This window comes from Herbaspirillum robiniae, from assembly GCF_002213415.1.
Classification (GTDB): domain Bacteria; phylum Pseudomonadota; class Gammaproteobacteria; order Burkholderiales; family Burkholderiaceae_D; genus Herbaspirillum; species Herbaspirillum robiniae.
In genome coordinates this window covers 54,366-80,010 of sequence record NZ_NJGU01000016.1, presented here as the reverse complement: position 1 = coordinate 80,010, position 25,645 = coordinate 54,366, and the positions used below count along the sequence as shown (strand labels likewise).

The window sequence follows — 25,645 nt, the reverse complement described above, 5'->3', positions numbered from 1 at the left end:
AAGAATCGGCTCGCCACTGTCAGACAAAATCCGATTTTTCCGCCAAGCACTGCCGGCCCGGCTCGCCCGCCGCATTTGCTATGATTTGCGCCCGGCCGCGCCGCGGCCATCTGCCTGTTCACGCCTGCCCAAACGATGCGCAACCTTATTTCCGCCGCCGCCCTGGCCGCGCTGCTCGCCCTCGCCGCCTGTTCGCCCCGCTACAACTGGCGCGAAGCCAGCGACAACGGCGCGCATTTCGTCGTGCTGCTGCCGGGCAAGCCGGCCACCGTCACGCGCCCGGTCGACCTCGACGGCCCGAAGGTGGACATGACCATGACCGCCGCCGAGGCCGGGGGCGCCACCTTCGCGGTGGGCACGGCCGAGCTGGCCGATGCCGCCGCCGCCGTCAAGGCGCTGGACGCCATGTCCACCGCCCTGCTCAACAACATCGGCGGCCGGCCGCAGGGCGCAGCGCTACTGCCGGGCAAGACCGACGGTTTCTCCCGCAGCATCGACCTCGATGCCCATGGCGCAGCCGGCGGCCGGCCGCTGCGCCTGGTGGCCCGGCTGGCCGCGCGCGACCGGCGCATCTACCAGGTGCTGATACTGGGCGATGAAAAAGCCCTCACGGATGAGAATATTGAAACCTTTTTCGGCTCTTTCAAACCAACGTAGGCAGGACGGCGGGCGGATGACAAAGGCCTGAGCCGGGGAGTATTCTAGAGACCGGATTGCCCGCCCCGGCGGCGGACAGCCCCGCAGAAGTGCGGATGCAGTCTGCAGCGCATTTCCCGGCGGCCCGATACGGCCCGCCGACAAAAATCGTTATCAATCAAAGACCCTGAGGAAATATGCTGATCACCTTCAAATCAAAAGCGGCTGCCGATGTGGTGATGTACGAGTCGCACGCCAAACCCATCCTGGACCTGCTGCACAAGGACGCCGGCCGCGGCGTGATCACCTCCGCTGAAGCGGGCGACGCCATCGCCCTGCTGGAAAAGCACATCACCGCCAGCAAGGCGCATGAGGCGGCCGACGCGCTCGAGCGCGACGTCAACGCCCACCACAACGCCAATACCGACGACCACAACCACGAAAAGATCGAACCGGTCAGCTTCTCGGCGCGCGCCTATCCGCTGCTGGACATGCTGCGCGAGGCGAAGAAAGGCAACTACGACGTGCTGTGGGGCGTGTAAGTCCCGAGCGGCTGCGATGAGGCCGGGGCGACCGGACTGACAGCACCGCCCTGCGTCAATCGGAAGAACGAGAAGAACGGCCGCCGCGATCATCCACCGCGGCGGCCGTTTGGTCTTTTCAGGCCGCCAGATGGCGCCACAGGAACTCGCTCACCAGCGCTTCGGTGAAGGCGGCCTGCTCGTTGTCGATGGAACCGCCGTGTCCGCCGGCATCGCTTTCGTAGAAATAGGCCTGGTCCAGCCCCATCTGCCGCATGCGGGCGGCCATCTTGCGCGCATGGGCGGGATGGGTGCGGTCATCGTTGACGGCCGTGCAGAACAGCACCGGAGGACAGGCCATGCCGGGGCGCAGGTTGTGGAACGGAGAATATGTCTTCAGGAACGCCCATTCTTCAGGCAGCTCCGGATCACCGTATTCCGCGATCCAGGAGGCCCCGGCGCCCAGCCTGGTGTAGCGCTGCATATCCAGCAGCGGCACCTCGCAGACGATGCTGCCGAACAGCTCGGGATATCGGATCAGCATATTTCCCACCAGCAGCCCGCCGTTGCTGCCGCCGCGCGCGCCGAGCCTGGCCGGTACGGTAATGCCGCGCGCCACGAGATCCTGCGCCACGGCAGCGAAGTCCTCATAGGCGCGATGGCGCTCCCGCTTTAACGCGGCCTGATGCCATTGCGGCCCGTATTCCCCGCCGCCGCGAATGTTGGCGACCACATGGACGCCACCCCGCTCCAGCCAGCCGATGGCGCCCGCGCCAAGATATTCAGGCAACAGCGACTCCTCGAAGCCGCCGTAACCGGTGAGCAGCGTCGGATGGCTGCCGTCTCTTGCAATACCGCGCCGGGAAAGCTGGAAATACGGCACGCGCGTGCCGTCCTGCGAGACGGCGAAATGCTGGCTGACCTCATAACGCTGTGCGTCGAAAGCCGGGGACTCCTGCTTCAGCAGTTCCGGCGCGTCGGCCGTGTCGAGGTTGCCGCAATAGAGCGCCGGCGGCCGAAGAAATTCGCCGACGCTGAGGAAGTATTCGTTGCTGTCGCGGCGGACGGCAGCGGCCCCGATGGCCGACAGCGACCGGGCATCTCCCAGCGGCGCCCGGCGCCATGCTCCGCGCTCCGGTGTCAGTATTTCCAGCCGGGTCGACACGTCTTCCATGATGCGGAGGATGAGATGATCCCGGGTGCAGTCGTAACCGCCCAGGCCGCGGCCCGGGGCCGGCGCGAACAGCACGTCGAAGTCCCGCGCCCCCGCCAGAAAGGCCTCCAGATTTGCAACCAGCAGGCTGCCCGCAGGGTAGGTCCGCCCGCCGACCTCCCAGTCGCTGGCGAGGGTAACCAGCAAATGCTCGCGATAGCCGGTCGCGGTGGCATCCAGAGGCACGTCCAGCGGCAGCAGCCCGCCATCGGACTGCAACAGGAAGGTCTGCACCCGGCGGGAATCGATCAAGCGGAACACATAGTCCCTCTCGAAACCGGGTTCCGGGTCATGCGTGGCGACCACGCCATCTTCCTGCTGCGCACCTTCGTACACGATACGCGCGGCGGTAAGCGGCTCGCCGCGCCGCCAGCGCCTGGCGCTGCGCGGGTAGCCCGAGCGCGTCAATGAATCCGGCCCGAAGTCGGTGGCCACGAAGAGCTCGTCGCGACTGATCCACGAGACCTGGCTCTTGGCCGCCGGCAGCGAGAAACCGTCCGGGACGAAGCGTTTTTCCAGCAGGTCGAATTCCCTCACCTCGGCCGCATCGCCGCCGCCCGCCGACAGGCTGACCAGGCAATACCGGTATTCGGGCTCAAGCGGCGTGATCCCGCTTAACGCAAACTCCACGCCTTCCTGCCGCGACAGCTCGTCCAGGTCCAGTACGGTCTCCCAGTGCGGATCGGGCTTGCGGTATTGCGCCGGAGTGGTCCTGCGCCAAAGCCCCAGAGGATGGGCCTGGTCCTGCCAGAAATTGTAATACTGGCCGCCATAGTTGCTTACCCAGGGGATCCGGCCGTCCTGGTTCAGCGCCGCCAGGATGTTCCCGCGCAGAGGCTCGAACGCCGGCCCTTGCGCAAACGCGGCCAGGGTGCGGGCGTTTTCCTGCGCCACCCAGTCCAGCGCGCGCGCACCTTCCTGTTCCTCCAGCCAGAGAAGTTCGTCGGGCTGTGTCCCAGCCGCCCGACGGCGGCTGGATCCGAGCAGGCCGGCCAGCGCGGCAATCGCTCCTCCGACCGTGGCGGCCAGCACTGCGCGTTTGAAAAATTGACGTCGGAATTTGCCGTTCGGCATCTGCAGGTCCCATCCCCAGGCAAGCATGCGCGCCGCGGTCGGCATGCATTCATTGAAACCTGCCAGATTCATCCATTCATGACCTGGATGGCAATCGTTTACTTTCTAGATTTAATAATATTTCGCGGTTAATACAGAACGCTGCTCTTCCGAAGGAAAAGGGATATTCCTGGGGCCGACTTCCCAGCCCGCATGCCGCGCGCAGGCATCGCGACGCTCACTTGCCCCCGCGCAGCTCGCTCAGGTAATACAGCAGCGCCACGAACGGAAAGGCAAACCCGACCCAGGTCACCCCGCTCCAGCCCGCCTGCGCATACATCCACCCGCCCAGCGCCGAACCCAGCGCGCCGCCGGCGAAGAAGGTGGCCATGAACAGGCCGTTCAGGCGGCTGCGGATCTCGCCGCCCAGCGCGTAGATGGCGCGCTGGCTCAGCACCAGGTTGGCCGAGACCGCGAAGTCGAGCAGGATCGCCGCCAGCAGCAGCATGGCCAGCGACAACTCGCGCCCGCCGTGGACCAGGTGCGGCAGCAGGAAGGACAGCGCGCCGCACAGCAGCGCCGCGCCGGTGGCGGGGCGGCTCCAGCCGCGATCGGCCATGCGCCCGGCGATCGGCGCGGCGATCACGCCGATCACGCCGGCGAAGGCGAACAGGGCGATGCCCTTTTGCGAGATGCCGAAGTCGGGGCTGGCCAGCCACAGCGGCGAAGCGGTCCAGAACAGGCTGAACGAGGCGAACAGCATGGCGTGATAGAACGCGCGGCGGCGCAGCACCGGGGTCGTCCTGACCAGCGTCCACATCGACCCCAGCAGGGCCAGGTAATGCATGCCGGCCGGCGGGCGGCGCTGCGGCAGGTAGCGCGACAGCACGGCGATCAGCGCGGCCACCGCCACCGCCGACAGGCCGAAGATGGCGTGCCAGCCGAGCAGGTCGGCCACCAGGCTGGCCAGCGGGCGCGCCAGCAGGATGCCCAGCAGCAGGCCGCTCATGACGTTGCCCACCACGCGCCCGCGCGTTTCCGGGCGCGAGAAGTGGGCGGCATAAGGCACCAGCACCTGGGCGCCGACCGAGGACAGGCCGATCAGCAGCACCGACGCCATCAGCTGCGCGGCGCTTTCGGCAAAGGCCGCGCCCACCAGGGCGATGCAGGTGATCACCAGGCCGGTCAGCACCAGCCGGCGGTTTTCGAACAGGTCGCCCATGGGCACGATGAACAGCAGGCCCAGGCCGTAGCCGATCTGGGTGAGCGTGACGATCAGGCCGGCCGCGCCGGGCGAAATGCCGGTGGCGCGGGCGATCGGGCCGATCAGCGGCTGGGCGTAATAGAGGTTGGCGACGATGATGCCGCAGGCGGCGGCCAGCAGCATCACCATCCAGCGGGGAATATCGTGTGGCAGCGTGGTATCGGCCGTGGCGGCTTGCATGGAAGTTGTCTTTCTGTACAGGTGGCGTGCGGGCTGGCCCGGCATCGGAGGCAGCCACTTTAGCCGAAGCCGCGAAATCCTGCCGAAGGCCGCCCCGGCCTCCTTCGCGGCTGGTACACTGGCGGCCCGGCCGACCACGGCGAGCTCGCTCATGCCGCCCGGCAACACCCCCGGCGGCGCCCGCCTTCTGCAAGAATTGACGTGATCCACATTTCCCTCATCTCCCCCGCGGCCAAGGCCGACTCCCTGGCCTACCAGCTGGCTTACGCCGCCCAGGCGGTCGCCGCCGTGCGCGCCGGCAGCGCGCTGCCGCAGGCCCTGGCCCAGATCTTCGCCCGCGCCGACGCGCCGCCGCCTTCGCGCGGCGCGATCCAGGACATCAGCTACCGCGCCATGCGGCGCCTGGGCGTCACCGACGGCCTGCTGGCGCTGCTGGCCAACAAGCCGCCGGAACCCGAGGCGCTGCTGGGCCTGCTCAATTGCGCGCTGGCGTTGCTGGTGGATGGGGAAGAGGCCGGCTACGACCCCTTCACGGTGGTGAACCAGGCGGTCGAAGCTGCCGCCATCAGCCCCGACATGAGCTTCGCCAAGGGCGTGGTCAACGCCATCCTGCGCCGCTTCGAGCGCGAACGCGCGCTGCTGATGCCGCAGGCGACCAAGACCCCGCCCGGCACCTGGAACTACCCGACCTGGTGGATCGACCGCCTCAAGGGCGCCTATCCGGAAGACTGGCAACGCATCCTGCACGCCGGCAACCAGGCGCCGCCCCTGACGCTGCGCGTGAACCGCCGCCAGGCCACGGTCGAGCAATATCTGGCCACCCTGGCCGGCGCCGGCATGGCCGCCCGCCAGGTGGGGCCGACCGCGGTGCGGCTGGACAAGGCGCTGCCGGTGCAGCAGATCCCGGGCTTCGCCGACGGCATGGTCTCGGTGCAGGACGCCGCCGCCCAGCTGGCCGCGCCGTTGCTGGACGTGGCCGACGGCATGCGCGTGCTGGACGCCTGCGCCGCCCCCGGCGGCAAGACCGGCCACCTGCTGGAGCTGGCCGACCTGGAGCTGCAGGCGCTGGACCACGATCCGCGCCGCCTGGGCCGCATCGACGAGAACCTGCAGCGCCTGGGCCTGCGGGCCGAGCTCACCGCCGGCGACGCCCGCCAGCAGCAATGGTGGGACGGCAAGCCCTTCGACCGCATCTTGGCCGACGTGCCCTGTACCGCCTCCGGCATCGTGCGGCGTCACCCCGATATCCGCTGGCTGCGGCGCAAGACCGACACGGCGCAGCTTGCAACACTTTCCTCGCAAATTTTGGACAACCTTTGGCAGATGCTGCGGCCGGATGGTAAATTGCTGCTCGTAACGTGCTCGCTGTGGCCCCAGGAATCGGAGCAGCAGGCCATCGCCTTCGCGCAAAGACACAACGCCATACGACTGCCAGCTCCAGGCCAACTGTTGCCGACTGCCAGCGCAGAAACCGACCATGATGGCCTGTTCTACGCGCTGTTCCAAAAAACTGGTGCATGAATTTGACGCAATCGGCCTCCTTCACTTCCCGCTCGCAATACGGCCCGCGCCCGGCCTCCGGCGGCGCTCATCCGCAGTTTGCCGGACGTCTCGCGCAGTGGCTGCGGTTGGCGCTGCTGGTGCTGCTGCTGGCCTGCGCCGGCGCGTCGCCCGTCAGGGCGGCGGAGATCACCATTTCCCAGGCCTCGATTGAGCCCAGCGACGAAGGCTACCGGCTGTCGCTGGCCTATTCGTTCGAGCTCAACCGCGGGCTGGAAGACGCGCTTTCGCGCGGCGTGCCGCTGTACTTCACCACCGAGGTCCAGCTGACCCGGCATCGCTGGTACTGGTTCGACGAGACCAGCGTGTCGGCCTCGCGCACCGTGCGCATCTCCTATAACGTGCTGACCCGGCAGTACCACACCGCCATCAGCGGCCAGCTGCAGCAGAGCTTCTCCAACCTGGAGGACGCCATGGCCCTGATCCGCCGCCCGCCGCGCTGGATCATCGCCGACAACAACGCCCTCAAGTCCGGCGACGCCTACAGCGTGGGCGTACGCATGCGACTGGACGTGGCGCAGCTGCCCAAGCCCTTCCAGGTCAACGCGCTCAACAACAGCGACTGGCGCCTGTCTTCGGACTGGATCGAATTCACCTACAAACCCGAATGAGCCGCACCCTACGCTATCTGCTGGTCGTCGGCGGGGGCGTCATCAGCATCCTGCTGTTCCTGCTGGCCTCGGCTTCCGAAAACTCCGCACTCTTCGAGCAGCACTACCCGTGGCTGCTGTTCCTCAACGGTCTGGCCGCGATCTCGCTGCTGGGGCTGGTCCTGCTGCTGCTGACCCGTCTTTACAAGCGCTACCGCCGCGGCAAGTTCGGCTCGCGGCTGCTGGCGCGGCTGGTGCTGATGTTCGCGCTCATCGGCATCCTGCCGGGCGCAGTGATCTACCTGATGTCGGTGCAGTTCGTGTCGCGCTCGATCGAATCCTGGTTCGACGTGCGCATGGAGGCGGCGCTCGAGTCGGGCCTGAACCTGGGCCGCAACGCGCTGGACTCCTCGCTGTCGGACCTTTCCTCGCGCGCGCGCGGCATGGCCCAGGAACTGGCCGACATGAGCGAATCCGAGCAGGTGACCTACCTCTCGCGCCTGCGCGACCAGAACATGGAAATCACCATCGTCAACGGCACCGGGCAGGTGATGTCCACCGTGGGCGGCAGCATAGGCTCGCTCACGCCGGTGCTGCCCAACGCCCAAGCGATGCGCCAGGCCCGCATCTCGCGCGGCTTTGCCGCGGTCGAGAGCGACGACTCGCGTCCGCCCGGCGGCGAATCCGACTCCGACGCCAACCTGCGGCTGCACGTGGTGGTGCAGATCCCCGGCCCCACCCGCGGCCTCTCGCTGCAAAACGACAGCCGCTACCTGCAGATCCTGCAGCCGGTGCCCGACTACCTGGCCAGCAATGCCGAAACCCTGCGCCAGGCCTACAGCGAATACCAGCAGCGCTCGGTATCGCGCTCGGGCCTGCGCAAGATCTACCTGGTGACGCTCACGCTCACGCTGCTGCTGGCCATCTTCGCGGCCATCGCCAGCGCCTTCCTGATCGCCAGCGACCTGGCCAAGCCCCTGCTGCTGCTGGCAGAAGGCACCAAGGCGGTGGCCGAAGGCAACCTGTCGCCGCGGCCCATCGTCAGCACCTCCGACGAGCTGGGCACGCTCACGCAGTCCTTCAACACCATGACGCGCCAGCTGCTGGAGGCGCGCACCTCGGTGGAGAAGAACCGCGCCGAGCTGGAAAACGCCAAGGCCTACCTTGAATCGGTGCTGGCCAACATGTCGGCCGGCGTGATGGTGCTGGACGACCAGTTCAACATCGTCAGCAGCAACGACTCGGTGCGCCGCATCCTCGGCTACGACTTCTCGGGCGACATCGGCACCCCGCTGCAGACCATCGAGAGCCAGGCGGTGTTCGCCCAGGCCATCATCCGCGCGTTCTCCGAGCAACGCGCCCAGCAAAGCACGGGCGCGCCGCACGACGGCCTGCACTGGCAGCGCCAGATCGAGCTGCCGCGCCAGCCCGGCGCGGTGATCGATGCCGAAGGCGCCGGCGCGCCCGACCACGACAAGCTCACCCTGTTCGCCCGCGGCTCGCACCTGCCGGTGGAAAGCGGCGTGGGCTATGTGGTGGTGTTCGACGACATCAGCAACGTGATCTCGGCCCAGCGCTCGATCGCCTGGGGCGAGGTGGCGCGCCGCCTGGCCCACGAGATCAAGAACCCGCTGACGCCCATCCAGCTGTCGGCCGAGCGCCTGCAGCACCGCCTGTCGGACAAGCTGATGCCGGCCGACGCCGCCATCCTGGACAAGGGCACCACCACCATCGTCAACCAGGTCACGGCCATGAAGCGCATGGTCGACGACTTCCGCGACTACGCCAGGACGCCGCCGGCCAAGCCGGTGGCGCTGGATCTGAACGCGCTGATCGAGGAAATCCTCAACCTCTACCTGTCAGGCGACGGGCGCGACGCGATCCAGCCGCGCCTGGCGCCGGGCATGGCCAAGGTCATGGGCGACGCCACCCAGATGCGCCAGGTCATCCATAACCTGCTGCAGAACGCCCAGGACGCCGTCGGCGACGAGACCCTGGCCCCGGCGCAGGCGCCGCGCATCGACGTGCTGACCGAACAGATCGAGATCGCCGGCGCCGACGGCGCGCGCCAGCCGGCGGTGCGGCTGTCGATCATGGACAATGGCCCCGGCTTCTCGCCCAAGGTGCTGGCCCGCGCCTTCGAGCCTTACGTCACGTCCAAGCCGCGCGGCACCGGCCTCGGGCTGGCCATGGTCAAGAAAATCGTCGAGGAACACGGCGGAAGAATCGATATCCAGAATCGCACCGACAGCAGAGGCGCAAAAATAGTAATTTTGCTGGTAAAGTTAGCACCTATTGATTAAGACCCAAGATTCAATGCACTACCCCGGGGGAAGTCGGCGGTTCATCGAAGTCTGCCAAGCGCACTTACCGCCTCGCAGCGGCATCGCCCGGAACAAGACCGAAAACTTGGACATTGAACTAGCAGCGAGGAAAGCAGCACATGGCTAACATCCTGGTCGTCGATGACGAAATGGGTATCCGCGAATTGCTCTCAGAAATCCTGGGCGATGAGGGGCATGTCGTGGCCACTGCGGAAAATGCGCAGCAGGCCCGCGAACTGCGCCAGGGCAGCGTGCCCGACCTCGTGCTTCTGGATATCTGGATGCCGGACACCGACGGTGTCACCCTGTTGAAGGAGTGGCAGCGCGACGGCCTGCTCACCATGCCGGTGATCATGATGTCCGGCCACGCCACCATCGACACTGCCGTCGAAGCCACCCGCATCGGCGCACTCAACTTCCTGGAAAAGCCGATCGCGCTGCAAAAGCTGCTGAAGGCCGTGCAGCAGGGCCTGTCGCACAGCCGCGAACCGGTGCGCCCGGCCAGCTATCGTCCCGCCGCCGTGGCGACGGTGGCCAACGGCGCAGCCGACAGCCTGCATGCGCCCGAGCACGCGGCCCCCATCGCCAGCTACGCGCCCGCGCTGGGCGGCGCCGACACCCTGCACCACGGCATCGCTACGGCGACGCCCTACGGCCAGGTAGCCGACAACGCCGCCAACATCTCCTTCGACCTGCCACTGCGCGAAGCGCGCGACGCCTTCGAGCGCGCCTACTTCGAGTACCACCTGGTGCGCGAAAACGGCAGCATGACGCGCGTGGCCGAACGCACCGGTCTGGAACGCACCCACCTCTACCGCAAGCTCAAGCAGCTGGGCGTGGAACCGGGCAAGCTGGCGAAGAAAAATCACTGATCCTCCTGCCGCATGTCCGCCGCCTCCGCGCGGCGCCCTCCGGCAGCACCCCTCGAAACAGGACCGTATCGCGGTCCTGTTTTCTTTTCTGCCCCTTCTTCATCCTCCTTTTCGGGGGTCAGAATTTTCCTGATGTTCTTTTCTCCGCCGCGGCGGCATGCTGGAGACAAATGCGGTACCGGTCGTCGCCGGGGCAGCGCCGCAAGGGCCGGTAGTTCTACGGTATGGCGCTGCGGGGGCCTGGCCGCAAATGACATGGAAAGGGCCGTACGGCCGCGCTTTTGCCGGGATGCAAACCCGCTTGCGCGCCGGCAACGAAAGCGTGCGATGAACTAACGGCGCCGGCCTTCATCTATTTTTTCAGGCTGTCGGCAGACAGTGCTGCAAGGCTGGACGAAGGTGCAGACGAGGTGCAAAAGTTTTCGGCCGCAACGCCGTAACCAGACTCAGGAGCACATGAAAGGGGATGCTCCGCGAGGGTGCTGTAACGCGATAGCAGAAATGCATCAAAGGGCGCGGCGGGTGCGTGGCCCTTGAAATTCCCGGTGAAGACGCCACTTCCTTTTCGAAGCAGTATTCCAGCATAAGGAGTCACCATGAACCTGATCTACAACAGTGAACAGTACAGCGTCGTCGAATTCGGTGCCGACACCGACCACGAAGCCCTGCGCTTTGGCGGCTATGAAATCATGGACAAGTCGGGCCAGCGGGAAATCTATATCGACGGCCCGGCCGCGGAGCTGTTCCGCAAGGACGTTCAGGAACTCATCGCCAGCGAGCCCACCATGGAAGACATCGACACCTTCCTGAGCCGTTACGACGTGTTGATGCGCCACCCGATGACGCTGCATTGATGCCGCAGCCTGCGGGACGCAAGACGCCGCGCGACCTGCGCGGCGTTTTTTTTCGGCCGCCGTTTCCATTAAGATGGCGCTTTGCCGTTTCAGCCGCACACTTGTGAACTCCTCCCCCATCAGCAGCGCCCAGAGCGGCGTGCACGAACAGCTGGCCGAACTGGTCGCGCGCCACGCCGCGCACCCGTTCAGAAAACCCGTGACCGACTACAACCGGCGCGCCTTCGAGCACAGCATCGCCGCCTGGCGCGCCGCCGGCGAAGCGCCGCTGATCCTCGACACCGGCTGCGGCGTGGGCCTGTCGACGCTGAACCTGGCCGCGCAATATCCTGACCATTTCGTGATCGGCATCGACCAGTCGGCCGACCGCCTGGCGCGCAATACGCTGTGGGACGGCCCGCAGCCCGGCAACCTGTGCTTCGTGCGCGCCGACCTGGTCGACTACTGGCGGCTCGCGCTGGACGCCGGTTTGCGCCCGGCGCGCCACTACCTGCTGTATCCCAACCCCTGGCCCAAGATCGGCCATCTGGCGCGGCGCTGGCAGGGTCACGCGGTGTTTCCCGCCATCGTGGCGCTGGGCGGGCACATCGAATGCCGCAGCAACTGGCGCATCTACGTCGAAGAGTTCGCCGCCGCGCTGCATCAGCTGAGCGGACGCGAGGTCGCCGCCGAGCGCTATCTCACCGATGCCCCGATCACGCCCTTCGAGCGCAAGTACCTGGCCTCCGGCCACGAGTTGTGGCGCTGCGCCGCCGATCTCGGCCAAGGCGGTCCGGCGCCTCGCTGACGCGGTATCATCTCGTTTTTTCCGCCGCCGGCCTGCGCGGCTCCGGATGCGCGGGCACAACGAGATGACAATAACGATCCCCGCGCCCGACGCCGCCGCACCGCTGTTCCATCCACCCGCCACCGCCTTGCTGCCATGAGCCTCGCCGTCATCGGCCTGGTATTGGCCGCCGCCCTGCTGCACGCTTCCTGGAACGCCCTGCTCAAGAGCAGCGCCGACCGCCTGGCCTCGCTGTCGCTGATGACCATCGGCGCCGGCGTGGCCGCCATCCCGCTGGTGCTGCTGCGCCCGCTGCCGCTGGCCGGCAGCTGGTTCTACATCATCCTCTCCGGCATCCTGCATACCGGCTACAACCTGTTCCTGATCCGCGCCTACCGAATCGGCGACTTCGGCCAGTCCTATCCGATCGCGCGCGGCTCCTCGCCGTTGCTGGTGGCGCTGGGCGCGGCGCTGTTCGCGGGCGAACAGCTGGGCCTCTACACGGTGGTCGGCATCGCGCTGGTGTCAGCCGGCATCGTCAGCCTGGCCAACCTGCGCAGCCTCAAGCGGCGCGAGAACCTGTCCGGCCCGGCGGCGGCCTTCGCCACCGGCGCCTTCATCGCCGCCTACACCGTCACCGACGGCATCGGCGCGCGCCTGGCCGGCGACTCGGTCGCCTACGCCGGCTGGCTGTTCGTGCTGGACAGCATCCCGCTGGCGCTGATCTACTGGCGCCGCCACGGCCGCTCGCCGATCGCGCTGAACCAGCGTGAGAGCTGGATCGGCCTGGCCGGCGGCGTGATGTCGCTGGTCGCCTACGGCATCGTGATCTGGGCCGTGACGCTGGCGCCGATGGGCATGGTCTCGGCGCTGCGCGAGACCTCGGTGCTGTTCGCGCTGCTGATCGGCGCGCTGTTCCTGGGGGAGAAGCTGACGCTGCGGCGCGTGCTGTCCTGCCTGGTGATCGCGGCGGGCGCGGTGGTGCTGGGCATGCGGCACTGACCTCGGCCCGCGTCACCCCGAGCGCCGGCATGGCTGCGCGGGATGACAGGGGCCCGGCAAAAACAAAAACGGCGATGATCACTCATCGCCGTTTTGCTGTCGGAGGCCCGGAACGCCCGCCTCAGATTTCCACCTTGGTCCCCAGCTCCACCACCCGGTTGGCCGGGATATTGAAGAAGTCCGAAGGCTTGGCGCCGTTCTGGTACATCCAGGCAAACAGGCGCTCGCGCCACAGCGACATGCCCAGCAGCTTGCTCGGCACCACCGTGTCGCGCGCCAGGAAGAAGGAGGTGTCCATCAGGTCGAAGTGATGGCCGAACTGCTGCTCGGCCAGCGCCATCACCTTGTTGACTTCCGGCGTCTCCTTGAAGCCGAAGGAAGCGCGCAGCAGGTAGACGTTGCCGCCCAGGTCCTTCATGGTCAGGCGCTCGCTGTCGGCCACGTAGGGCACGTCCCAGATACTGATCTTCAGGAAGAACACGCGCTCGTGCAGGATGCGGTTGTGCTTCAGGTTGTGCAGCAGCGCCACCGGCACGGTGGCGATATTGCCGGTCATGAAGACCGCGGTGCCGCCCACGCGGTGCGGCGGATGCGCCAGCAGGCCTTCGATGAAGGGCTCGATGGGGATGCCGTCGTCCTTGATGCGCATGCGCAGCAGCATGCGGCCGGAGTACCAGGTCATCAGCAGGAAGAAGGCCGCGCCGCCGATCACCAGCGGGAACCAGCCGCCCTCGGTCAGCTTGAGCAGGTTGGCGGCGAAGAAGGCGACGTCCACCACCAGGAAGCAGCCGATGGCCACCACCACCGCCGGCATCTTCCATTTCCAGATATGGCGCATCACCACGCCCAGCAGCATGGTGGTGATGACCATCGTGGTGGTCACGGCCACGCCGTAGGCGGCGGCCAGGTTGTCGGATTTCTTGAAGGCCAGCACCACCGCCACCACCACCACCAGCAGCATCCAGTTGATCAGCGGGATGTAGATCTGGCCCTGTTCATCTTCGGAGGTGTGCAGGATGCGCATGCGCGGCACGAAGCCCAGCAGGATGGCCTGGCTGGTCAGCGAGAAGGCGCCCGAGATCACCGCCTGCGAGGCGATCACCGTGGCGCAGGTCGCCAGCAGCACCATGGGCAGCACCAGCGCGTCGGGCACCATCAGGTAGAACGGGTTCTTGATCGCATCAGGGTTGGCGATCAGGTTGGCGCCCTGGCCGAAGTAATTGATCAGCAGCGACGGCATCACCGTGAAGATCCACGCGTAGCGGATGGGCTTGATGCCGAAGTGGCCCATGTCGGCGTACAGCGCCTCGGCGCCGGTCAGCACCAGCACCACCGAGCCCAGCACGATGAAGGCCTGCAGCGAATGGTCCAGCATGAAGCGCACAGCGTAGTAGGGATTGATCGCCACCAGCACTTCCGGCGCCTTGGTGATGTTGTACAGGCCCAGAAGCGCCAGCGACAGGAACCACACGAACATCACCGGCCCGAAGAACTTGCCCACCACGCTGGTGCCGTGGCGCTGGATCAGGAACAGCACCATCACGATGGTGATGGTCAGCGGGATCACCACGTGCGAGGTCTGCGGCGCGGCGATCTCCAGGCCTTCCACCGCCGACAGCACCGAGATGGCCGGCGTGATCACGACGTCGCCGTAGAACATGCAGGCGCCGAACACGCCCAGCATCATCAGGAGCTTGGCGCGCGGCGAGCCTGAGACGGCCGACCGCAGCGACAGCGCCATCAGGGCCAGCACGCCGCCTTCGCCGTTGTTGTCGGCGCGCAGCACGAACAGCACGTACTTGATGGTCACCACGATGGTGATCGCCCAGAACAGCATGGAGATGATGCCCAGCACCGCGTCGGGAGAAAAGGCGATACCGTGGTCGGGGCTGAAGCATTCCTTGAGCGCGTACAGCGGGCTGGTGCCGATGTCGCCGAACACCACCCCGAGGGCGGCCAGTGTGATCAGGTGCAGCTTCTGCGAACGGAAGGAAAGATTCGGATTGGTGTGAGACGAACTCATCGGGCTCCCTTTGCTTCTTCAAATTGTTGCCGGAGGGCCGCGGCGCCTGCGTATCCATCGGGTGCAGCGATGCGCAGGGCATGCCTGGAAATGCGGCGGGCGGGCCATCGGTCCGGCAGGAGGCGTACTTTATCGCACTCTACCCGCGGCGCGATCAAAATGCCCGGTCCGCGCCACCGGCGTTGCGCCGCCGCCTCTCCCGCGGCATCGGAAACTTGACAACGGGGCAAGATCGCGGTTGCGGATTTTCCTGGCGTCAAGCTTGCGCAAAAGTCCCGCCTGCGACGCGCCAGCCCTTGTCCGGCAAGGCTTTTCACCCTATACGGCAGCCTCATATGGATATGCGGTAATCGAGTTTTTCTTTCCGCCCTGCCCTTTATATACTCCGAACGAATAAAGAACCGCGATTTTCTGGCAAGACGGTTCTAAGCCATCCTCGCCGGTCGCCCGCCGGCCCATCCATCGGAACAGGACACCATGAAACCAGCTCGCCCCGCCCCGGGACGTCTCCGGCGCCTCATTACCCAAACCCTGGCGGCCGGCCTGGCATTGCCGCTGCTGGCCGCAGCGCCCGCGGCGCACGCCGAAGGCCAGCTGCGCATCGCCGAGCAGTTCGGCATCGTCTACCTGCTGTTGAACGTGGCGCAGGACCAGCAGTTGATCGAGAAGCACGGCAAGGCCGCCGGCGTCGACATCAAGGTCGAATGGCTCAAGCTCTCGGGCGGCTCGGCCGTCAACGACGCGCTGCTGTCGGGCTCGGTGGACATCGCCGGCGCCGGCGTGGGGCCGCTGCTGACCATCTGGGACCGCACCTATGGCAAGCAGAACGTGCGCGGCGTGGCCTCGCTGGGCAACTTCCCGTACTACCTGGTCAGCAACAACCCCAACGTGAAGACCATCGCCGACTTTACCGAAAAGGACCGCATCGCCCTGCCGGCGGTGGGCGTGTCGGTGCAGTCGCGCGTGCTGCAGTACGCGTCGGCCAAGCTGTGGGGCGACGCCCAGTACAACAAGCTGGACAAGATCAGCGTGGCCGTGCCGCATCCGGACGCCACCGCCGCCATCATCAGCGGCGGCACCGAGATCACCGGCCACTTCGGCAACCCGCCGTTCCAGGAACAGGAGCTGGCCGGCAATCCCAAGGCCCACATCGTGCTCAACTCCTACCAGGTGCTGGGCGGCCCGTCCTCGGCCACGGTGTTGTACGCCACTGAGAAATTCCGCAAGGACAACCCCAAGACCTACGGCGCCTTCGTCGGCGCGCTGGATGAAGCGGCCAGGTTCATCTCGGCCAATCCGGAGAAAGCGGCCGACATCTACCTCAAGGTCAACAAGGGCAACACCGACCGCAAGCTGCTGCTGCAGATCATCAGGAACCCCGAGGTGCAGTTCAAGATCGGCCCGCAAAACACCTACGGGCTGGCCGAATTCATGCACCGCGTGGGCGCCATCAAGAACAAACCGGCGTCGGTGAAGGATTACTTCTTCGACGACGCCCATATCCAGGGAGGCAGCTGACATGCCGTTCGCACGCACATTCATCCCGGCCGTCGCCGCCGGCCTCATTACCCTCGCGCTGGCCGCCAATGCGCAGGCCGAAGGCCAGATCCGCATCGCCCAGCAGTTCGGCATCGGCTACCTGATCCTGGACGTAGTGCAGGACCAGAAGCTGATCGAAAAGCAGGGCAAGAAGGAAGGCCTGGACATCAAGGTCGAGTGGAACAGCCTGTCCGGCGCCACCGGCATGAACGAGGCGCTGCTGGCCGGCGCGCTCGACGTGGTCTCGGCCGGCGCGCCGCCGGCGCTGGTGCTGTGGGACCGCACGCGCGGCCGCCAGAACGTCAAGGCGATCGCCTCGCTGGGCTCCATGCCCAACTACCTGCTGTCGAACAATCCGAACGTGAAGACGGTCAAGGACTTCAGCAGCAAGGACCGCATCGCGGTGCCGGCCGCGGGCGTCGGCTTCCAGTCGCGCACGTTGCAGATCGAGACCGCCAGGCTCTACGGCAAGGAGAACTACAAGCGCTTCGACGACATCACCGTCAGCCTCTCGCATCCGGACGCCACCGCCGCGCTGCTGGCCGGCGGCTCGGAGATCAACGCGCATTTCTCCAGCCCGCCGTTCCAGTACCAGGCGCTGGAAAACAAGAACGTGCACAAGGTGATCAGCTCCTACGACATCCTGGGCGGCCCGGCCACCTTCAACTTCCTGTACACCACGCAGAAGTTCCACGACGAGAATCCCAAGACCTACCGCGCCTTCTACAACGCGCTGGTGGAAGCGGCCGACTTCATCCGCAACAACAAGGCCAAAGCCGCCGACACCTTCATCCGCGTGCAGAAGTCCAAGCTGTCGCCGGAGTTCGTGCGCAAGATCGTCGAGGATCCGGAGATCAACTTCACCGTCTCGCCCGAGCGCAGCTTCGTCTATGCCGAGAAGCTGCATGAGATCGGCGTGCTGAAGAACCGCTCGTCGTCGTGGAAAGACTACTTCTTCGAGGAAGCATATGCACAACCCGGCAGCTGAAACGGCCAGCGTCTCGGCAACCGCCCAGGCCTCCTCGCCGCTGCTGCAGGTGAACCGCGTCAGCCTGCAGTACCGCACCGCCTCGGCCGTGGTGCAGGCCACGCATGAGGTCAGTTTCGGCGTGCATCCGGCCGACCGCTTCGTGCTGCTGGGCCCGTCGGGCTGCGGCAAGTCCAGCCTGCTCAAATCGGTAGCCGGCTTCCTGCCGCCGGCCTCCGGCGAGATCCGGCTGGACGGCCAGGCGGTGCGCCATCCGGGGCCGGACCGCATCGTGGTGTTCCAGGAGTTCGACCAGCTGCCGCCGTGGAAGACGGTGCTCGCCAACGTGATGTTCCCGCTGCTGGCCTCGAAGACGCTGAAAAAGCGCGAAGCCGCCGAGCGCGCCCGCCATTACCTGGACAAGGTCGGCCTCGCGCGCTTCGCCGACGCCTACCCGCATACGCTCTCCGGCGGCATGAAGGCGCGCGTGGCGATCGCCCGCGCGCTGGCCATGCAACCCAAGATGCTGCTGATGGACGAGCCCTTCGCCGCGCTCGATGCGCTGACCCGCCGCAAGATGCAGGAAGAGCTGCTGGCGCTGTGGGACGAGGTGCGCTTCACGCTGCTGTTCGTCACCCACTCGATCGAAGAGGCGCTGGTGGTCGGCAACCGCATCCTGCTGCTTTCGCCGCATCCGGGTCGCGTGCGCGCCGAGATCAACAGCCACCAGTACGACCTCTCCAGCCTGGGCGGCGCCGGCTTCCAGCAGACCGCGCAGCGCATCCACCGCCTGCTGTTCGACGAGGGCGGCGCGCCGCCTGCGGCAGCCGAACCACCGATCAACTTCGGCGATGTGCGCTTCTCCTATTGAGCGCGCCGCCACTGGAATTTCACCATGAGCCTGACTCCCCCCGTCCGCGAAGAGTATGAAATCCCGCTCGCGCCCCTGCCCGGTCTCGCGCTGGAACGCCGTTTCTCGCTGCCGCAGCGCATCTGGCAGCAAGCCTGGATCCGCAAGGGCGTGATCCTGGTGCTGCTGGCGCTGCTGTGGGAAGCCATCGGCCGCTGGCAGAACAACGACCTGCTGCTGCCCACCTTCGGCCAGACCGCGCAAGCCTTCTTCGAAGGCCTGGCTACCGGCGAGCTGCTCAACAAGACCTGGCTGTCCCTGCAGGTGCTGCTGAAAGCCTACGTGCTGGGCATCGTCGCGGCCTTCGTGCTGACCACGCTGGCGGTGTCGACCCAGTTCGGCCGCGACCTGCTGAGCACGCTGACCTCGATGTTCAACCCGCTGCCGGCCATCGCGCTGCTGCCGATCGCGCTGCTGTGGTTCGGCCTCGGGCAGGGCAGCCTGATCTTCGTGCTGGTGCACTCGGTGCTGTGGGCGCTGGCGGTGAACACCTATGCGGGCTTCCTCGGCGTGTCCGACACGCTGCGCATGGCCGGCCGCAACTACGGCCTCACGGGCCTGTCCTTCGTGCTGCAGGTGCTGGTGCCGGCGGCGCTGCCCTCCATCCTCGCCGGCCTGCGCATCGGCTGGGCCTTCGCCTGGCGCACGCTGATCGCCGCCGAACTGGTGTTCGGCGCCACCAGCGGCAAAGGCGGCCTGGGCTGGTACATCTTCCAGAACCGCAACGAGCTGTATACGGACAAGGTGTTCGCCGGACTGGCGATGGTGATCATCATCGGCCTGCTGGTGGAAAACCTGGTGTTCAACACCCTGGAGCGCGCGACCGTGAAGCGCTGGGGCATGCAGCGCTGAGCGCATGACGCCGAAGAATCCCTGAGCGCATGTCGGCGCTTTCCGAGGACGGATGCCTGTTTGGGCGTCCGTCCTTTTTTATTGACGCAAGCGCTGCGAGGATGATGAGTCGCAAACATCTCCGACTTGACCAGAATTCGTCAATAAACGAAAATGAATTACCGCGTCGAGCACTACATCACCGCCGATCAGCGCCATAACCACTATGGCGACTGGCTGGGAGGCCTGAAGGATCAACATGCCAGACTGGCGATAATTCGCAGGGTGATCCGGATGGAAGGCGGCAATTTCGGCGACCACAAGTTTTGCCGGGACGGCGTGTGGGAATTGCGCATCGACACCGGGCCGGGATACCGCGTCTACTTTGCCTGCGCCGACGGACATATCGTGCTGTTGCTATGCGCCGGCGACAAACGCAGGCAGGACGCCGACATCGCGCGCGCCGTCGCGTGCTGGAAGGATTGGCTGAGGAGATACGATCATGAGAAGCAGACCAAATGACGATGTGATGGCCGAGATGTACCGCAAGGATCCGGCCCTCGCGCTGGCCGTCATCAACGACATCCTGGAAGACGGCGACCAGTCCGAACTGCTGATCGTGCTGCGCCAGCTGGCACAGGCCTTCGGCGGCGTGCAGGCCGTGGCGGAGCGCGCCGACCTGAACCCGACCCAGCTCTACCGCACGCTGTCGTCCAGGGGCAATCCTGGCTTGAACAGCCTCACCGCCATCCTCAAGGCGATGGGACTGGGCCTGCAGGTCAAGCCGCTCTCGCAAACCTGAACATCCCCTCCGCCCGCAGCGTCCCGCCTACACCAGCCTCTGCGCCTTCAGCATCCTGCGCACGATGGCTTCGAAGAAAATCACCGCGAACCCGTCATTGCGGATCAGTTGCTGCGTCAGGTCGGCGCATTTCTGCCGCACCTCGTCGGCCAGTTGCACGTCTTCGCCGCCCATCGCCCGGCCCGCGGCCTGGATCTCGGCTGCCCGCTGCACCGTCCACAGCAGGAAGAAGGCGCGCTGGATATCGCGCTCGCAGACCGCCACGCCGTGGTTGCGCAGCACCAGGATGTGCTTCTGGCCCAGGCTGTTGAGCATGCGCTCCTTCTCGTCGGCGAACAGGGTGATGCCCTCGAAGTCGTGATAGCCGATGCGGCCGAACAGCTGCGCGCCGTAGAAGTCGTTGTGCTCGAAGCCGGACTTCTTCATCGTCACCGCCGAGATCGGCGTGGTGTGCGTGTGGATCACGCAGTGCAGGTCGTCGCGCGCGCCGTGGATGGCGCTGTGCAGGGCGAAGCCGGCCGGGTTGGCCTTGTAGTCCGACGGCTCGACCAGTTGGCCGTCCAGGCCCACCTTGAGCAGGTTGGCCGGCGTCACCTCGTTGTAGTTCAGCGCGAAGGGATTGACCAGGTAGTGATGCTCCGCGCCCGGCAGGCGCGCCGAGATGTGGTTGAAGATGATCTCGGTCCAGCCGAGGTAGTCCACCAGGCGGTAGCAATGCGCCAGCTGGATGCGCAGGCGCCATTCCTCGTCGCTGCAATGGGCCGGCTGGTCGGCGCCGTAGCTGTATTGCATGATGCTCATCGTCAAACTCCCGAACTCTGTCTGTGATTGATATGGCCGCGCGAGGTGAAATGCCGGCGCGGCCGCGTCCCCGGATCCTCTTCAGGCCGCGCGGGCGGCGTGTTGCTGCTGCGCGCCCAGACCGCGAAAGCGCGCCAGCGACACCACCGCGCGCGTGATCGGCATCGGCACCGCATAACGCTGCGCCAGCTCCAGCACGGCGTCGCCGATGGCCGCCAGTTCCAGCGGACGGCCGCGCTCGAGGTCCTGCAGCATCGATGTGCGGAACGGCCCCATGGCCTCGCCCAGCTGCACGAAAGTGAGCGGATCGATGTCCACCCGCGCGCCGTAGCTGGACGCCACCAGCAGCGCTTCGCGCATGACCTGCGTGACCACCTCGCGCAGCTCCGGCTGGCCGTAGAGCTGCTCCAGCGTGCCATGGGTGATTACCGACAGCGGATTGGTGCTGATGTTGGCGATGATCTTGGTCCACAGCTTGTCGCGGATGCGGTCGGTGGCGCGCGCCTCGATGCCCGCGGCTTCGATCGCCGCGCGCACGCGCAGCAGGCGCTCGCTCATCGCGCCGGAAGGCTCGCCCAGCACGATCAGGTGCGGGTTGACCGAGCGGATCACGCCCGGCGCCGTCACCTCGGCGGTGATGAACAGCACGCTGCCGATCAGGTTGTCCAGCGGCACGGCGCGCGCCAGCGCACCCTCGGGGTCGACCGCCCTGACCTGCTCGCCGTCGAAACGCCCGCCCTCCCTGTGGAAGTACCACCAGGGCACGCCGTTGTTGGTCGGCACCACCACCGTGTGCTCGCCGATCAGCGGCTGCAGCTGCGGCAGGAGGCCGGCCATGTCCTGGCTCTTGGCGCACACCAGGATCAGGTCCTGCACGCCGAAGCCGGGCCGGTCGTCGGCCGCCGGGCGCGCGTGCGTGACGCCGTGCAGATCATGCAGCGTCAGGCCGTTCTCGCGGATGGCCTGCAGGGTCTTGCCGCGCGCCAGCACGCTGACGTGGTGGCCGGCTGCCGCCAGCCGGACGGCCAGCGTGCCGCCGATGGCGCCGGCGCCGGCGATGCAGATGCGCAGCGGCTCGGCTGCGGTGCTTGGCTCATTGCTCATGTCGTTCATCCAGCGTTTGGCGTGGTGTGATGCGGGCGAACAGCCGCCCCCGCCGGCATCGCGATGCCGGTCTATCCGTTTGCATTCATGTTGCGCCGGCTCAGCCGGCCAGCTTGTCCTGGTGCTTGCCCGAGAGGCCAAGATAGGCTTCGATCACGCGCGGGTCGTTGGCCAGCTGGCCGGCCGGTCCGTGCATCTTGATCTCGCCGTTCTCCAGCACATAGCCGTAGTCGGCCACCTGCAGCGCGGCGCGCGCGTTCTGCTCCACCAGCAGGATGGAGACGCCGCGCCGGCGCAGCTCCGCGATGATGCGGAAGATCTCGCGCACGATCAGCGGCGCCAGGCCCAGGCTGGGTTCGTCCAGCATCAAGAGCCTGGGCTTGGCCATCAGCGCGCGCCCCACCGCCAGCATCTGGCGCTCGCCGCCGGAGAGGGTTCCGGCCAGCTGGGTGCGCCGCTCGCGCAGCCGCGGAAACAGCGTGTAGACCTCTTCCAGCGTGTCCTGGTAGTCGCGCTGCCCGGTGCGGTAGCGGTGGAAGGCGCCCAGCACCAGGTTGTCCTCGATGTTCATCTCGGCGAACAGCTCGCGCTTTTCCGGCACCAGCGTCATGCCGGCGGCCACCATGTCTTCCACCTCGGGCGAGGTGCGAATCGCGCCGTCGAAGGCCATCGCCCCGCGCGAAGGCAGCACCCCCATGATGGCCGACAGCAGCGTGGTCTTGCCGGCGCCGTTGGGGCCGATGACGGTGACGATCCGCCCCTGCTCGACGCTGACGTTGATGCCCGAGAGCACCTGCACGCGGCCGTAGGCGGCCGACAGGTCGCGTACTTCCAATACCTTATTGCCCATGTTGCGCTCCTGCGATGGCGGCCTGTGGCGGCGCCGATTGTGCACCAGCCCCGGCCCCGCCCTCTTCCTCGTCGGCCACGCCCAGATAGGCTTCCAGCACCGCGCGGTTGTTCTGGATTTCCTCGGGCAGGCCTTCGGCGATCTTCTGGCCGAAGTCCATCACCACGATGCGGTCCACCAGTTCCATCACGAAGTCCATGTCGTGCTCCACCAGCAGGATCGCCATGCCCTCGGCGCGCAACTTGCGCAGCAGGTCGCCCAGCGCCTGCTTCTCGCCCAGGCGCAGGCCGGCGGCCGGCTCGTCCAGCAACAGCAGGCAGGGATCGGCGGCCAGCGCGCGGGCGATTTCCAGGATGCGCTGCTGGCCCAGCGAGAGCGCGCCGGCCTGTTCGAACATCTGTTCCTTCAGGCCCACGCGCTCGATCTGGCGCGCCGCCTCGGCCAGCAGGCGCGCTTCTTCCCGGCGGTCCAGCCGCAGCATCGCCGCCAGCACGCCGCGCTTGCCGCGCAGGTAGGCGCCGATGGCCACGTTCTCCAATACCGTCATGCGCGGCATCAGGCGCACATGCTGGAAGCTGCGGCTCATGCCCAGCCCGGCGATGTGGCGCGAGCCGCGCCCGGTGACCTCATGGCCGCGGAACTGCACGCTGCCCGAGGTCGGCGTATCCACGCCCGAGACCTGGTTGAACAGCGTCGACTTGCCCGCGCCGTTGGGGCCGATCAGCGCCAGCACTTCGCCGGCCACCACTTTCAGGTTCATGTTGTTGTTGGCCACCAGCCCGCCGAAGCGGCGCGTGACGTCGCGCACGTCCAGCACCACCTCGTTCGGATTGGGCATGGGACGGCGCGGCAGCGGCTCGGCCTGCAGGTCGAGCTCGATACGGCGCGCACGCACCGGCACCAGCCGGGCCAGGTAAGGCCAGATGCCGTCGCGCGAACGCTGCAGCAGCACCACGATCAACAGGCCGAAGACGATGGTCTCGAAGTTGCCGGAACGGCCCAGCAGCGCCGGCAGCACGCCCTGCAGCCATTCCTTGAGCACCACGATCACGGTCGAACCCAGCACCGCGCCCCAGACGTAACTGGCGCCGCCCAGCACTGCCATGAACAGGTAGTCGATGCCGAAGCCCAGGCCGAACGGCGACGGGTTCACGAAGCGCTGCATGTGCACGTACAGCCAGCCCGACAGCGCCGCCAGCACCGCCGCGATGACGAAGATCACGGTGCGCGAGCGGGCGGTGTTGATGCCCATCGCCTCGGCCATCACCATGCCGCCCTTGAGCGCACGGATGGCGCGCCCTTCGCGCGAATCCAGCAGGTTGTTCAGCGCCGCCACGCCCAGGATCACGGCCAGCCAGATCAGGCCGTAGATCGCGCGGTCCGACGACAGCGACGCCCCCAGCAGCGTGATCGGCGGGATGCCCGACATGCCGGTCTGTCCGCCCATGCTCTCCAGCGTGCCGAAGATGAAGTACAGGCTGATGCCCCAGGCGATGGTGCCCAGCGGCAGGTAATGACCAGACAGCTTCAGCGTGATCGCGCCCACCGCCAGCGCCAGCAGCGCGGTCAGCGCCAGCGCCACGAACAGCGCGGCCCACGGCGAATGCAGCCAGTCCAGCGCCTGCGGCAGCGGCACCACGTTGGCCGACAGCGCCGCCGAGATATAGGCGCCCAGGCCGACGAAGGCGGCCTGGCCGAAACTGGTCAGCCCGGCCACGCCGCTCAGCAGCACCAGCCCCAGCACCACCAGCGAGGCCAGGCCGATGTTGTTGAGCAGGGTCATGTAGAACGAGGGCAGCACGAAGGGCGCCGCCGCCAGCAGCAGGATGAACGCGCCCAGCACGGCGCGCGCGGGGATGGGCCGCTTCATTCTTCCTCCTCCACATGGCGGCTGGTCAGCGAGCGCCACAGCAGGATGGGGATGATCAGGACGAACACGATGATCTCTTTGTAGGCACTGGCCCAGAAGGTGGAAAAGGATTCGATCAGGCCGATGGCGACTGCGCCGACGGCGGCGGCCGGGTAGCTCACCAGCCCGCCGATGATGGAGCCGACGAAGCCCTTGAGGCTGATCAGGAAACCCGAGTCGTAGTAGATCGTGGTGATGGGCGCGATCAGCACGCCCGACATCACCCCGATCAGCGAGGCCAGCAGGAACATGGCCTTGCCGGCGAACACCGGCGAAATGCCCATCAGGCGCGCGCCCATGCGGTTCAGCGCGGCCGCGCGCAGCGCCTTGCCGTACAGCGTGCGCTCGAACATCAGGAACAGCGCCACGATCAGCAGCAGCGACACGCCGATGACCCAGATCGCCTGGCTGCTCAGGCGCAGCGAGCCCAGCTCCAGCGCGGCCTCGGTGAACGGCGCGGTGCGCGCGCCCTCGGGGCCGAACACCAGCAGCGCCACGCCCACCAGCGCCACGTGCACCGCGATCGACACCACCAGCAGCACCAATGGCGAGGCGCCGGCGATGGGCTGGAACACGATGCGGTACATCAGCGGCCCCATCGGCACCAGCAGCAGCAGCGTCATGGCCACCTGCAGCAGCATCGGCACGGCGCTGAAATTGAACGACAGCGCCACGCCCGCCACGACGACGGCGTAAAGCAGCTTGGCCGGCAGCCACAGGCTGGGCCGGCGGCGGCCGCTGCGCCACATGTCGCAGAAGTCGAGCGCGGCGGCGCCCAGGCACAGCGCCACCAGCAGCCAGGCCACCGAGAGCGGCTGGCCGTTCTGCATCATGCCCATGGTGAGCGCGCCGAAGGAGACGAACTCGCCCTGCGGGATGAGCAGGATGCGGGTGACGGTAAACACCAGCACGATGGACAGCGCCAGCAGCGCGTAGATGGCGCCGTTGGTGATGCCGTCCTGTCCCAGCAACGCCACGATCTGAAGATTCATTGCGACTTCCCTGATGCAAATTCCGGGTCAAATTCCGATGCGGATTCCGATGTGGATTCCGGCGCGCCTTCGATATACCGCG

Annotated in this window: 23 protein-coding genes; 15 read left to right on the top strand and 8 right to left on the bottom strand. The window is 66.7% G+C overall.

The features are described 5' to 3' along the window. The first annotated feature begins 135 nt into the window (after positions 1-135). Together CEJ42_RS22750 and CEJ42_RS22745 are read left to right on the top strand one after the other, a co-directional pair. Positions 136-657 (top strand): hypothetical protein, encoded by a 522-nt coding sequence (locus CEJ42_RS22750; protein WP_088752647.1) that lies wholly within the window; start codon positions 136-138, stop codon positions 655-657. Positions 658-833: 176 nt separating this feature from the next. Further along, complete coding sequence (locus CEJ42_RS22745; RefSeq protein ID WP_079217307.1) at positions 834-1,178, top strand: DUF1840 domain-containing protein; 345 nt, start codon at positions 834-836, stop codon at positions 1,176-1,178. 118 nt (positions 1,179-1,296) lie between these two features. Here the strand turns inward: CEJ42_RS22745 and CEJ42_RS22740 are convergent, their stop codons facing one another. Beyond that, on the bottom strand, positions 1,297-3,516 hold the full coding sequence (locus CEJ42_RS22740) for a prolyl oligopeptidase family serine peptidase (protein WP_243397930.1): 2,220 nt from the start codon (positions 3,514-3,516) through the stop codon (positions 1,297-1,299). 145 nt (positions 3,517-3,661) lie between these two features. Continuing rightward, a complete protein-coding gene (locus CEJ42_RS22735) occupies positions 3,662-4,867 on the bottom strand; it encodes an MFS transporter (RefSeq protein ID WP_088752646.1) in 1,206 nt (401 codons plus the stop codon). Positions 4,868-5,068: 201 nt separating this feature from the next. Here CEJ42_RS22735 and rsmB point away from each other — a divergent pair, with 201 nt between their 5' ends. The 7 genes from rsmB (at position 5,069) to CEJ42_RS22695 (ending at position 12,835) form a co-directional block, all read left to right on the top strand. Beyond that, entirely contained in the window at positions 5,069-6,388 is a 1,320-nt protein-coding gene (gene rsmB / locus CEJ42_RS22725; RefSeq protein WP_088752644.1) for a 16S rRNA (cytosine(967)-C(5))-methyltransferase RsmB, read from the top strand. Then, positions 6,385-7,038, top strand: a complete 654-nt coding sequence (locus tag CEJ42_RS22720; protein WP_079217311.1) for a DUF4390 domain-containing protein — start codon at positions 6,385-6,387, stop codon at positions 7,036-7,038. The genes rsmB and CEJ42_RS22720 overlap by 4 nt, the downstream gene beginning before the upstream one ends. Continuing rightward, the gene (locus tag CEJ42_RS22715; protein WP_079217312.1) at positions 7,035-9,320 is read left to right on the top strand and encodes a sensor histidine kinase; all 2,286 of its coding nucleotides are present in this window, start codon (positions 7,035-7,037) and stop codon (positions 9,318-9,320) included. Before CEJ42_RS22720 ends, CEJ42_RS22715 begins: the two co-directional genes overlap by 4 nt. A gap of 140 nt (positions 9,321-9,460) precedes the next feature. Then, positions 9,461-10,213: a response regulator gene (locus CEJ42_RS22710; RefSeq protein ID WP_079217313.1), complete on the top strand. Its 753-nt coding sequence runs from the start codon at positions 9,461-9,463 to the stop codon at positions 10,211-10,213. Between the two features lie 596 nt (positions 10,214-10,809). Next, on the top strand, positions 10,810-11,067 hold the full coding sequence (locus CEJ42_RS22705; RefSeq protein WP_079217314.1) for a BTH_I0359 family protein: 258 nt from the start codon (positions 10,810-10,812) through the stop codon (positions 11,065-11,067). A gap of 103 nt (positions 11,068-11,170) precedes the next feature. Further along, on the top strand, positions 11,171-11,854 hold the full coding sequence (gene trmB, locus CEJ42_RS22700) for a tRNA (guanine(46)-N(7))-methyltransferase TrmB (protein WP_088752643.1): 684 nt from the start codon (positions 11,171-11,173) through the stop codon (positions 11,852-11,854). Positions 11,855-11,989: 135 nt separating this feature from the next. After that, on the top strand, positions 11,990-12,835 hold the full coding sequence (locus CEJ42_RS22695; protein WP_088752642.1) for a DMT family transporter: 846 nt from the start codon (positions 11,990-11,992) through the stop codon (positions 12,833-12,835). Between the two features lie 121 nt (positions 12,836-12,956). Here CEJ42_RS22695 and CEJ42_RS22690 read toward each other — a convergent pair whose 3' ends face one another. Next, positions 12,957-14,858 (bottom strand): potassium transporter Kup, encoded by a 1,902-nt coding sequence (locus CEJ42_RS22690; protein WP_088752641.1) that lies wholly within the window; start codon positions 14,856-14,858, stop codon positions 12,957-12,959. Between the two features lie 477 nt (positions 14,859-15,335). Here CEJ42_RS22690 and CEJ42_RS22685 point away from each other — a divergent pair, with 477 nt between their 5' ends. From CEJ42_RS22685 to CEJ42_RS22660, 6 genes are all read left to right on the top strand, one after another. Further along, positions 15,336-16,376 (top strand): ABC transporter substrate-binding protein, encoded by a 1,041-nt coding sequence (locus tag CEJ42_RS22685; protein WP_088752640.1) that lies wholly within the window; start codon positions 15,336-15,338, stop codon positions 16,374-16,376. 1 nt (position 16,377) lies between these two features. Further along, entirely contained in the window at positions 16,378-17,385 is a 1,008-nt protein-coding gene (locus CEJ42_RS22680; protein ID WP_088752639.1) for an ABC transporter substrate-binding protein, read from the top strand. After that, a complete protein-coding gene (locus CEJ42_RS22675; protein ID WP_088752638.1) occupies positions 17,366-18,235 on the top strand; it encodes an ABC transporter ATP-binding protein in 870 nt (289 codons plus the stop codon). The genes CEJ42_RS22680 and CEJ42_RS22675 overlap by 20 nt, the downstream gene beginning before the upstream one ends. A gap of 24 nt (positions 18,236-18,259) precedes the next feature. After that, entirely contained in the window at positions 18,260-19,126 is an 867-nt protein-coding gene (locus tag CEJ42_RS22670; protein WP_088752637.1) for an ABC transporter permease, read from the top strand. A 153-nt stretch (positions 19,127-19,279) separates the two neighbouring features. Beyond that, positions 19,280-19,627 (top strand): type II toxin-antitoxin system RelE/ParE family toxin, encoded by a 348-nt coding sequence (locus CEJ42_RS22665; RefSeq protein ID WP_088752636.1) that lies wholly within the window; start codon positions 19,280-19,282, stop codon positions 19,625-19,627. After that, complete coding sequence (locus tag CEJ42_RS22660) at positions 19,608-19,907, top strand: helix-turn-helix domain-containing transcriptional regulator (protein ID WP_079217323.1); 300 nt, start codon at positions 19,608-19,610, stop codon at positions 19,905-19,907. Before CEJ42_RS22665 ends, CEJ42_RS22660 begins: the two co-directional genes overlap by 20 nt. Before the next feature lie 27 nt (positions 19,908-19,934). Here the strand turns inward: CEJ42_RS22660 and CEJ42_RS22655 are convergent, their stop codons facing one another. The 5 genes from CEJ42_RS22655 to CEJ42_RS22635 all read right to left on the bottom strand — a co-directional run bounded on the left by CEJ42_RS22655 (position 19,935) and on the right by CEJ42_RS22635 (position 25,563). Continuing rightward, complete coding sequence (locus CEJ42_RS22655) at positions 19,935-20,708, bottom strand: class II aldolase/adducin family protein (protein ID WP_088752635.1); 774 nt, start codon at positions 20,706-20,708, stop codon at positions 19,935-19,937. Positions 20,709-20,789: 81 nt separating this feature from the next. Beyond that, positions 20,790-21,812: a ketopantoate reductase family protein gene (locus tag CEJ42_RS22650; protein WP_088752660.1), complete on the bottom strand. Its 1,023-nt coding sequence runs from the start codon at positions 21,810-21,812 to the stop codon at positions 20,790-20,792. A gap of 100 nt (positions 21,813-21,912) precedes the next feature. Further along, entirely contained in the window at positions 21,913-22,662 is a 750-nt protein-coding gene (locus CEJ42_RS22645; RefSeq protein WP_088752634.1) for an ABC transporter ATP-binding protein, read from the bottom strand. After that, complete coding sequence (locus tag CEJ42_RS22640; protein WP_079217326.1) at positions 22,652-24,532, bottom strand: branched-chain amino acid ABC transporter ATP-binding protein/permease; 1,881 nt, start codon at positions 24,530-24,532, stop codon at positions 22,652-22,654. Before CEJ42_RS22640 ends, CEJ42_RS22645 begins: the two co-directional genes overlap by 11 nt. Next, entirely contained in the window at positions 24,529-25,563 is a 1,035-nt protein-coding gene (locus tag CEJ42_RS22635; RefSeq protein ID WP_088752633.1) for a branched-chain amino acid ABC transporter permease, read from the bottom strand. The genes CEJ42_RS22640 and CEJ42_RS22635 overlap by 4 nt, the downstream gene beginning before the upstream one ends. Positions 25,564-25,645: the final 82 nt, after the last annotated feature.

Bases quoted from the DNA above. Each gene is read 5' to 3' on its own strand.
- CEJ42_RS22665 (WP_088752636.1), top strand. From the start codon at position 19,280: ATGAATTACCGCGTCGAGCACTACATCACCGCCGATCAGCGCCATAAC.
- CEJ42_RS22645 (WP_088752634.1), bottom strand. From the start codon at position 22,662: ATGGGCAATAAGGTATTGGAAGTACGCGACCTGTCGGCCGCCTACGGC.
- CEJ42_RS22675 (WP_088752638.1), top strand. From the start codon at position 17,366: ATGCACAACCCGGCAGCTGAAACGGCCAGCGTCTCGGCAACCGCCCAG.
- CEJ42_RS22715 (WP_079217312.1), top strand. From the start codon at position 7,035: ATGAGCCGCACCCTACGCTATCTGCTGGTCGTCGGCGGGGGCGTCATC.
- CEJ42_RS22735 (WP_088752646.1), bottom strand. From the start codon at position 4,867: ATGCAAGCCGCCACGGCCGATACCACGCTGCCACACGATATTCCCCGC.
- CEJ42_RS22710 (WP_079217313.1), top strand. From the start codon at position 9,461: ATGGCTAACATCCTGGTCGTCGATGACGAAATGGGTATCCGCGAATTG.
- CEJ42_RS22635 (WP_088752633.1), bottom strand. From the start codon at position 25,563: ATGAATCTTCAGATCGTGGCGTTGCTGGGACAGGACGGCATCACCAAC.
- CEJ42_RS22680 (WP_088752639.1), top strand. From the start codon at position 16,378: ATGCCGTTCGCACGCACATTCATCCCGGCCGTCGCCGCCGGCCTCATT.
- CEJ42_RS22660 (WP_079217323.1), top strand. From the start codon at position 19,608: ATGAGAAGCAGACCAAATGACGATGTGATGGCCGAGATGTACCGCAAG.
- CEJ42_RS22655 (WP_088752635.1), bottom strand. From the start codon at position 20,708: ATGAGCATCATGCAATACAGCTACGGCGCCGACCAGCCGGCCCATTGC.
- CEJ42_RS22720 (WP_079217311.1), top strand. From the start codon at position 6,385: ATGAATTTGACGCAATCGGCCTCCTTCACTTCCCGCTCGCAATACGGC.
- CEJ42_RS22690 (WP_088752641.1), bottom strand. From the start codon at position 14,858: ATGAGTTCGTCTCACACCAATCCGAATCTTTCCTTCCGTTCGCAGAAG.
- CEJ42_RS22640 (WP_079217326.1), bottom strand. From the start codon at position 24,532: ATGAAGCGGCCCATCCCCGCGCGCGCCGTGCTGGGCGCGTTCATCCTG.
- CEJ42_RS22650 (WP_088752660.1), bottom strand. From the start codon at position 21,812: ATGAGCAATGAGCCAAGCACCGCAGCCGAGCCGCTGCGCATCTGCATC.
- CEJ42_RS22670 (WP_088752637.1), top strand. From the start codon at position 18,260: ATGAGCCTGACTCCCCCCGTCCGCGAAGAGTATGAAATCCCGCTCGCG.
- CEJ42_RS22740 (WP_243397930.1), bottom strand. From the start codon at position 3,516: ATGAATCTGGCAGGTTTCAATGAATGCATGCCGACCGCGGCGCGCATG.
- CEJ42_RS22705 (WP_079217314.1), top strand. From the start codon at position 10,810: ATGAACCTGATCTACAACAGTGAACAGTACAGCGTCGTCGAATTCGGT.
- CEJ42_RS22695 (WP_088752642.1), top strand. From the start codon at position 11,990: ATGAGCCTCGCCGTCATCGGCCTGGTATTGGCCGCCGCCCTGCTGCAC.
- CEJ42_RS22745 (WP_079217307.1), top strand. From the start codon at position 834: ATGCTGATCACCTTCAAATCAAAAGCGGCTGCCGATGTGGTGATGTAC.
- CEJ42_RS22685 (WP_088752640.1), top strand. From the start codon at position 15,336: ATGAAACCAGCTCGCCCCGCCCCGGGACGTCTCCGGCGCCTCATTACC.
- CEJ42_RS22750 (WP_088752647.1), top strand. From the start codon at position 136: ATGCGCAACCTTATTTCCGCCGCCGCCCTGGCCGCGCTGCTCGCCCTC.